This is a genomic window from Clostridia bacterium, assembly GCA_028698525.1.
Lineage (GTDB): Bacteria > Bacillota > Clostridia > JAQVDB01 > JAQVDB01 > JAQVDB01.
The window spans coordinates 1-2,873 of sequence record JAQVDB010000125.1 but is presented as its reverse complement, the minus strand read 5'-3'; the positions used below and the strand labels follow the sequence as shown (position 1 = coordinate 2,873).

4 protein-coding genes are annotated in these 2,873 nt (G+C 37.1%); all 4 read left to right on the top strand.

Features of this window, described 5'->3' with window-relative positions; genetic code table 11:
- Positions 1-392: hypothetical protein (locus tag PHP06_10995; protein MDD3841066.1), on the top strand; the 392-nt coding region annotated here is incomplete at its 5' end.
- Between the two features lie 12 nt (positions 393-404).
- Positions 405-764, top strand: coding sequence for a hypothetical protein (locus PHP06_10990; protein ID MDD3841065.1), 360 nt, complete (start codon positions 405-407; stop codon positions 762-764).
- A gap of 86 nt (positions 765-850) precedes the next feature.
- Positions 851-1,711 carry an RHS repeat-associated core domain-containing protein gene (locus tag PHP06_10985; protein MDD3841064.1) on the top strand — a complete coding sequence of 287 codons (861 nt, stop codon included), beginning with the start codon at positions 851-853 and terminating at the stop codon, positions 1,709-1,711.
- A gap of 19 nt (positions 1,712-1,730) precedes the next feature.
- Entirely contained in the window at positions 1,731-2,651 is a 921-nt protein-coding gene (locus PHP06_10980) for a hypothetical protein (GenBank protein MDD3841063.1), read from the top strand.
- The last annotated feature ends 222 nt before the right edge of the window (positions 2,652-2,873 follow it).

Here is a 2,873-nt window from a genome sequence, read left to right as displayed (position 1 = left end):
AGACGAGATCTTTTGGTCTTTTTGGATCACATGTGGCCATAGTAGTAGGAGCTACTACTGATATTTCCTTAATATGGGATACTAGCGGTAATGTTGGCGTAAGCGTTTCAGTTGGCTTAGGTACAGGAGTAGATGTGAGTGCTAATCCATTTACCGGTGTTACTAATGAAATAGTAGATTATGTTTTTGATGTGGGTAATATGGCCTTGTCTTATAGCCCAGGTTCCATTTTTGATCAAGCTGGTTTTTCGAATGAAGGTCATGTAGGTTTTATTCTGGGACGATCATTTGATGTTAGTACTGGGCAAATGGCAAATTATGAATTTGGTAATTTAGGTGGTGGTGTTTATTGGACATACACAACTGTAGTACCTATACACAAATCACAATAAAGAGGAGAAATAATGAAGAAAAATGGCTATTTACGACAGATTGCCTTCACTTATAAATTTTTATCATTAGTAGGAGTGCCGCTATCTTTGATTGCTCCTTTAGCTGTATTAAGAATAATATCAAATGAGGCACCGCCTTACCCTGTGCCGATTATTTTATCAGTTATTGCTGTCTTGTCTTTAGTCTTCAGCTTAGCAATGTGTGTGTGTTTGTTTTTATCAGCAAAATATATTAGAGAACGAAAGCATCCATTATTTATTAACATTATATCAGCAATATTATGTTTATCTTTTCCTATAGGCACAGTTATAGGAATCCTTGCTTTAGTTACTATAAACAGTAATGAGGTAAAGGAAACATTTGCGAACTGATAGACAAGTTGCATCGTATTAGGGAGTATATGAAACTTACCAAACGATTTATATAAGTATCATAAATAGGGGGCAGGTCTAGACATTTGGAGCACAGAGATCAGGGAATAGAGCCTTCTGCTACGCTCATCAGGTTGTATAGCAGCGGTGGAGCTTCGCAGGAATTATACAGAGCCCAGGGGATAGATAACGAGGGAAGAGGGAAGCCCGCTCGCTATGCTCGCTCGGACGATGGAGGCATAAGAGTCTCTGGCTTCCCTGATAATAGCTATGGTACGGAGTTCCTCTTCACCGGCAGAAGGTTAGACAGTGAGACCGGGCTTTATTATTACCGTAACAGGTACTATAATCCTAACTTAGGCCGTTTCATCCAACAGGATCCGCTCGGCCCCATCGACGGTCCTAACGTCTACACCTACGTCAACAACAACCCCGTCAACCTCATCGATCCGTTAGGGTTATGTGGGGATGATGATTGGGGGGATGAAGATTGGTGGAATGATGATTGGTGGGAAGAAGAGGAAGACGACATTCAGGCAAGTGTTTATGTCGGATATCGGGAGATTACAAACGTTTCTTTCCCCGGAGGGCCAGGTATTCATGCGAACATGACTTTTTATCATACCTATATTCAGGTGAACTATGATACATCTGTTTTTGCATATGGGTTTAACCCTGTAGGAGGATACGTTCAGAGAGCATTTTTAAATTTAGATGTCCCAGGCTTAGTTGATTCTGAAATCCCAAGATTCACTGCAAATGATATTAGGGTTCTTGTATCAAATGATGTAGATATTGCTGAATCTGTTTTATATTTCATTCAAAGAACCATACCTTTGTTTTCTCAATATAATCTTTACAGCCAAAATTGTTTTCACTGGAGAGATACTGTGTTAGCATTTGCGGGTGTTGGAGCAATTAATGATTCACCAATAAATATTAGATAATGTAACGGAGATATATGTTATGAAAGTAATAAGAAATGTCAGTTGGGTTCTTATCATCGTGGTATTAGTTGGCATTTTCGCAATTTATTTATATCATACAAGCCAAGTCGCGAAGTTTAAAAGAAGTCTTAAGGGCAGGATATGCTACATTACTTCTGATGCCAAACTTACCTTTGTAGAGCTTCCGAATCTTCAAATGAAAACTTTAAAAAATAACGATTTTGCAAATCTTTCTTTTCTGAGCTTTTTTAATAACCAAAAAGGGTTTATATATTCTAAAACTACTATGCCTTACAAAACCAAGGTTTTGTATAAATGCGAATTAACATCTCAATTAGAAGTTAATTCTATTTTCGGACTTCCAGCCTTTCCCGGTAATATATCTTGCCCATCTTTATCATATACTGATAATGAAATAGCTTACAGGGATGACAAGGGGAGGCTATCAATTTATGATATAAAAAAGGAGAGTGACAGAGTAATCGACTTAGATATTGTCGGTATATTTCAGCCCCAATGGAATGAAGGCGGAGAGATTTTGTGTGTAGAGCAAGATATTCCCTATCAAGAAATAGGGAAGCCATTTCTTACTTTATATAAAATAGTAAGAGTTAATGTGTCGGATGGTGATTATGAAGTATTGCTTGAAGGATATTCACCAGGATGGTTGAGTAACGATGAAATTATATATATAAAAGATGGCAAAAAGATTATGCTTTACAATATGAAAACTAAAAAAGAGAGATATCTATTTGAAGATAAGATTTTAGGCCCCATTAAAATATCTTTTGATAATAAAGCTATATTATATGTTAGGCAAACAAAACCATATTCGGGTCAGATTATAATTAGGTCGATTTATAATCCAAATGTCTATATAAGGATAACCAATGTCGGATATGGAGTTAAGGGGCTTTATTGGGTGAATTATAACGACTAAAATATAACGGAATCAATTTGCTTCAAATGATAAAAGCCATCCCAGACGTTTTATGTAAGAACATAATAATTAATGGTTTGTAGAATAAATATTTTTAGGGGTAAAATAGTATTGTGTTGTATTGTCAGGGCAGGCACAGGGGTGTAGAGCATAGAGCACAGGTGTGAGGTCTTAGGTGTTAGGGGAAGCGAACAACTCGCTAACTCCGAACTCGCAAACTGG

What these genes read in the sequence shown, in the direction of transcription:
- PHP06_10990 (MDD3841065.1), top strand. Translation starts at nt 405, where the DNA reads ATGAAGAAAAATGGCTATTTACGACAGATTGCCTTCACTTATAAATTT.
- PHP06_10980 (MDD3841063.1), top strand. Translation starts at nt 1,731, where the DNA reads ATGAAAGTAATAAGAAATGTCAGTTGGGTTCTTATCATCGTGGTATTA.